The 4910-nt window shown below is 36.0% G+C and carries 4 protein-coding genes; 3 read left to right on the top strand and 1 reads right to left on the bottom strand.

Annotated features, from left to right (window positions below; genetic code table 11):
• Positions 1 to 1056 (bottom strand): chromate efflux transporter (gene chrA, locus AC06OU_RS00300; protein WP_475853336.1); only part of this gene is annotated, 1056 nt, incomplete at its 3' end.
• Positions 1057 to 1270: 214 nt separating this feature from the next.
• On the opposite strand from chrA, the gene AC06OU_RS00295 reads away from it, so the two are divergent.
• The 3 genes from AC06OU_RS00295 to AC06OU_RS00285 all read left to right on the top strand — a co-directional run bounded on the left by AC06OU_RS00295 (position 1271) and on the right by AC06OU_RS00285 (position 4333).
• Entirely contained in the window at positions 1271 to 2614 is a 1344-nt protein-coding gene (locus tag AC06OU_RS00295; protein WP_475853334.1) for a hemolysin family protein, read from the top strand.
• Between the two features lie 267 nt (positions 2615 to 2881).
• Positions 2882 to 3706, top strand: coding sequence for an MBL fold metallo-hydrolase (locus AC06OU_RS00290; protein WP_475853332.1), 825 nt, complete (start codon positions 2882 to 2884; stop codon positions 3704 to 3706).
• A 78-nt stretch (positions 3707 to 3784) separates the two neighbouring features.
• Positions 3785 to 4333 carry a short-chain dehydrogenase gene (locus AC06OU_RS00285; protein WP_475853331.1) on the top strand — a complete coding sequence of 183 codons (549 nt, stop codon included), beginning with the start codon at positions 3785 to 3787 and terminating at the stop codon, positions 4331 to 4333.
• Positions 4334 to 4910 lie beyond the last annotated feature (577 nt).

Below are 4910 nucleotides of genomic sequence, written 5' to 3'. Positions count from 1 at the left end.
GGTGAAATCCGATGATTCTTTAACTGAACTAGTACAAACCGGGTCATATAACGCAGCGAGAAGGATTCCTACTACACCTGCATTAACTCCCTTTAAGGCATTCTGAACTCCTTTTTTCTGTCGTATAGCTGACCAAAATGGTAGTATTCCAATTACCATTAGAAAGGAGGGCAAAAATATGGCAAATGTAGCTATTAAAGCTCCTGGAATACCAGCTGTAGCATGACCCAAGAAACTAGCCAACGTAAACAATGGACCTGGGACCGCTTGAGCAGCACCATACCCAGCTAAAAATACATCAGAGGAAAGTGCTACCTCTCGCTGAAGCATGGGCAGTACAACATGGCCTCCTCCAAAAACTAAAGAACCGACACGATAATAAATATCAAAAATTAAGTAGTAGGTTGAATTTATAAATGGCTTCAATAACGGCAAAAAAATAAGAAGTCCAAAAAACAAAATCCAAGCAATAATACTTGTTGTTTTCCCAAAAGGAAGCCTAATATTTGGAGCAGGTTCATTTTCATCGGAACGGAAATATATAAATCCAAACAATCCAGCTGCAATCAATATGCTAAATTGACCTACTATTGTTGGAATAAGTAATGTTAAAATGGCACAAGCTATTGCAATGGAAATACGTATACGATCTGGTGCAAGTGTCTTTTGCATTCCCAATAAAGCATGAGCAACAATGGCAACTGCAACGATTTTCAATCCCTGTAGCCACCCACTGTCAAATGAGTTGGTAGATATCAAAAATGCTGAAAACAATACAAGCAGTATAATGGAAGGAAGGGTAAACCCTAAAAATGATATGATCCCACCAATTATTCCTCCTCTTAGTATGCCGATAGCAATGCCCACTTGAGATGAGGCTGGCCCCGGTAGGAATTGACAAATAGCCACAATGTCAGCATATAACTTTTCGTCTAGCCATTTCCTTTTCTGCACATACTCTTCTCGGAAATAAGCCAAATGAGCAGCCGGTCCACCAAAAGATGTTAATCCTAATTTCGTTGAAGCACTTGCTATTTCAATATATTTTTTCACTATTTTTCCATACCCCCTAGTTCATCAAAATTATCTAACAAATAGGAAAACTATATCTCAAGATTACAGGGGGAAATATGAAGTCGCAACCTAAAGAATAAAGATTTGTAATTTCTTTTTATATATTTTATTATTAAACCTAGAAACTATTTTTTTAGAAAACAGGAGGTGTACACTTTGTTCTACCCCCCATTTGGGTTAGGGACAAAGTAATTATTTGGACATAGCCATACGGTTGACAGCTTTTGCTGTCTTAATCGCTTTCACTGCATTTTTTGTTGCAAGTGAATTTGCAATAGTAAAAGTAAGAACAACAAGAATCGATCAGCTTTTAGCTGAAGGAAACAAAAAAGCTATTAATGCTAAGAAGGTTGTTTCCAATTTGGACGAATATCTATCTGCCTGTCAGTTAGGTATTACAATCACTGCTTTAGGATTAGGGTGGTTGGGAGAACCAACTATAGAAAGAATCTTACATCCAGCATTTGAGTATTTTGAGCTTCCAGAAAGTGTTTCTTCTTTACTTTCTTTTATCATTGCGTTCTCATTAGTAACATATATACATGTAGTAGTTGGAGAATTAACCCCTAAAACATTTGCTATTCAACGATCTGAACAGATTACATTGGCAGTTGCTAAGCCGTTAGTCATATTTGATAAAATTATGTATCCGGTAATCCATGGTATGAATGGATCGGCACGTTTCTTAGCGACCAAGGTGTTTGGATTAGAGCCTGTTTCAGAATCAGAAGTAGCCCATTCCGAGGAAGAATTACGAATGATTCTTTCGGACAGTTTTAAGGGTGGAGAAATCAATCAAGCAGAGTATAAGTATGTAAACAAAATTTTCGAATTTGATGATCGTATAGCAAAAGAAATTATGGTTCCTAGAACTGAAATCACTTCCATCGATAAGGATTTAACCCTTAGTGAGGTTTTTGAAGTCGTAGGTGTCGAACAGTTCACAAGATATCCTGTAACTGATGGAGATAAAGACCATATTATCGGACTTGTTAATATGAAAAATCTTTTAACTGCCTTTATACGAGATCCTGCAAACGCCACTACTCCGGTAGCTGACTACATGCAGCCAATTATTCGAGTAATTGAAAACATGCCTATCGCTGATTTATTACTTAAAATTCAACGTGAACGTATTCACATGGCCATCTTAATGGATGAATACGGAGGAACTTCTGGTCTTGTCACGATTGAAGATATCATCGAGGAAATCGTAGGCGATATCCGCGACGAGTTTGACACAGATGAGCTGCCTGAGGTTCAAAAGGTTGCTGAAAACCATTATATTATTGACGCTAAGATGTTAATCGAAAGCTTAAATGACTTACTAAATATTAATATTGATGAAGAAGATATCGATACTATTGGTGGGTGGTTTATGACAAAAAGCTACGATGTGGTCAGTGGTGAAAAGCTCCTAGAACAAGGCTACGAATTTACTGTCAAAGAAATCGACGGTCATCACATTCAATATCTAGAAGTTGTCAAAGTTCCCGAAGATCAAGAGGATAAGGAACTAGAAGAATCCATAGATGAATAATTAATACATCATACTTAAAATAATCATATAGAAAACGGCTCTCTTTTTAGAGAGTCGTTTTTATTTGCCGTTAGTTCAATTCCTCTGAAACAATATCCTCCCAATCTTATCTTCTCTTTCAAAACATACTACGTTAAACTCTCCACATAATATTGAATTTTCAATCAAAAGTATTAGATTGACGCATTATTTATAGTGATACAATTCAATTACAAGATATACCAGAACACACAAACTAAAATGAATTTTAGAGGAGGAGTGATTATTTTGGATAGATATATTTGTAAGACATGCGGAGTTCAGTATGAAAATTCTTTTGGGAAACCAAAGGAATGTATAATTTGCGGTGAAGAAAGACAATTTATTAGTTCTAAGGGACAAAATTGGACCACATTAGAATCTATGATTAACGAAGGCATATACAAAAATACTATTAATATCGAAGAAGAAGGACTATACAGCATAAACACTAGTCCCAGTTTTGGAATTGGTCAAACAGCCTATTACATACATGACAAGGATTTCAATTTATTATGGGATTGTATTTCTTATATAGATGAAAAAACGATTAGCAAAATAGAAGATTTAGGTGGAATTGATGCAATCGCTTTATCTCATCCACACTACTACTCTAGTCAAGTAGAATGGGCTGAAGCCTTTAACGCTCCAATTTACATTCATGAAGATGATAAAGAATGGGTTATGAGACCAAGTGAGCGAATAGTTTTTTGGTCTGGTGAGTCACTTGAACTAAAAGAAGGAATCATCCTACATAGAATTGGTGGCCATTTTAAAGGTGGCACAGTTTTAGAATGGAAAAATGGAGATAACCAAAGCGGAGTTTTAATGACTGGGGATATCATTCGTGTCGTAGCTGACCGTTCATGGGTAAGCTTTATGTACAGTTATCCAAACTTTATCCCTCTTCCAGAAGCGACTGTAGAAAGGATTTCCATTAGGATAAAAGAATTGAAGTTTGCGCGTTTATATGATGCCTTTCATCTTGTCATTAAAGAAGAGGCCAAGCGAACTGTTCAAAAATCTGCCACTCGTTATATTGAAGCACTAAATGGAACCTTATTTAATACATAGTGCGACTGAAATTAGACGTTTTTGCATGGGGCAGAAAAGTTTTTCTATCGAGCAATTGTATCGTAAGGAGGAAATATTATGAATCATGCCTTAGTAGTCGGTGGAACTGGGATGCTATCCAGAGTCTCCCTCTGGTTATTAAATCAGGGATATCATGTTTCAATTATCGCTAGAAGTCCCAAACGCATGAAAGATCTAATAGAACAGACGGACTTAAATAATCATATAACCCCACTTCTTCTTGATTATAACAATTATGCTGAATTACAAAAGAAGGTGCATACAACAATTAATGAAAATGGTGGGATTGATATTGTGGTAGCTTGGATACACTCGACTGCTCCAGAGGCACTTAAAATAATTGCAGCGGAGGTTTCCATTAGTAAAAGTAGGTGGGATTTGTTTCATATTTTAGGGAGTAGCTCGGATTTAAAAAGGGTTAAACGAGAAGCTGTACTGCCTAAAAATTGTTCCTATCATCAAGTTCAATTGGGATTTTTAATAGAAGGTACCCGCCCAAGGTGGTTAACACAGAAGGAAATTTCAGATGGAGTAATTGAAGCTATCAAGAAAAGAAAAAACATACTAACCATTGGTCAAACAAACTCTCAGGAAAAGCACCTATAAAACATAAAAGTGAACATTTTGCAGCCTTTGAAGAAATGTACTAGGATATCTTTTTTTCAAATAAATGGTTATGTTAAAGGCTATGGTTGGTTTTCTATGTGAAATGTTACACTTAAACTAACGTAAGCACGTTTGTTTAATAAGAATACAAAAAGAGAATCTAATTGTAGTTTTGTAAAAAGATTGTTCGTTTAACACTAGGTTCGATTATATAAATTAAAGATTGATTAAAATAATCCTCTCTTAATATTAATTGGATATCTATCTAATTATGCAGTTTTTTAAGATATATTTGATCATCATGCTCCTCCTTCTGTTTTTTATCCTTTTTGCGGAAAGTTTCCCGGGCACCCCCTGCCGGATGGGCATACTTCACCGCAGTATATTCAGAGCATTATTATACAGGAATTCAATTCGTTATGTCAAGGAAACGTTTGTCCGTCTCGCTCGGAAAAACGTAAAAAAGCGAGGAAACTCCCCGCTTTTTTAAAAATTTTTTCTTATTTTTCTATTTTGCGAAACATTTTACATTAATTGGTGGATTCTTCCTGAGCCGCGCCGCCTCTGTCTGCTTCAC

Source organism: Psychrobacillus sp. (genome assembly GCF_056205495.1).
Note: the sequence above shows the minus strand (reverse complement) of the source record. Positions and strands in the feature narration are given on the sequence as shown.

What these genes read in the sequence shown, in the direction of transcription:
- AC06OU_RS00285 (WP_475853331.1), top strand. Translation starts at nt 3,785, where the DNA reads ATGAATCATGCCTTAGTAGTCGGTGGAACTGGGATGCTATCCAGAGTC.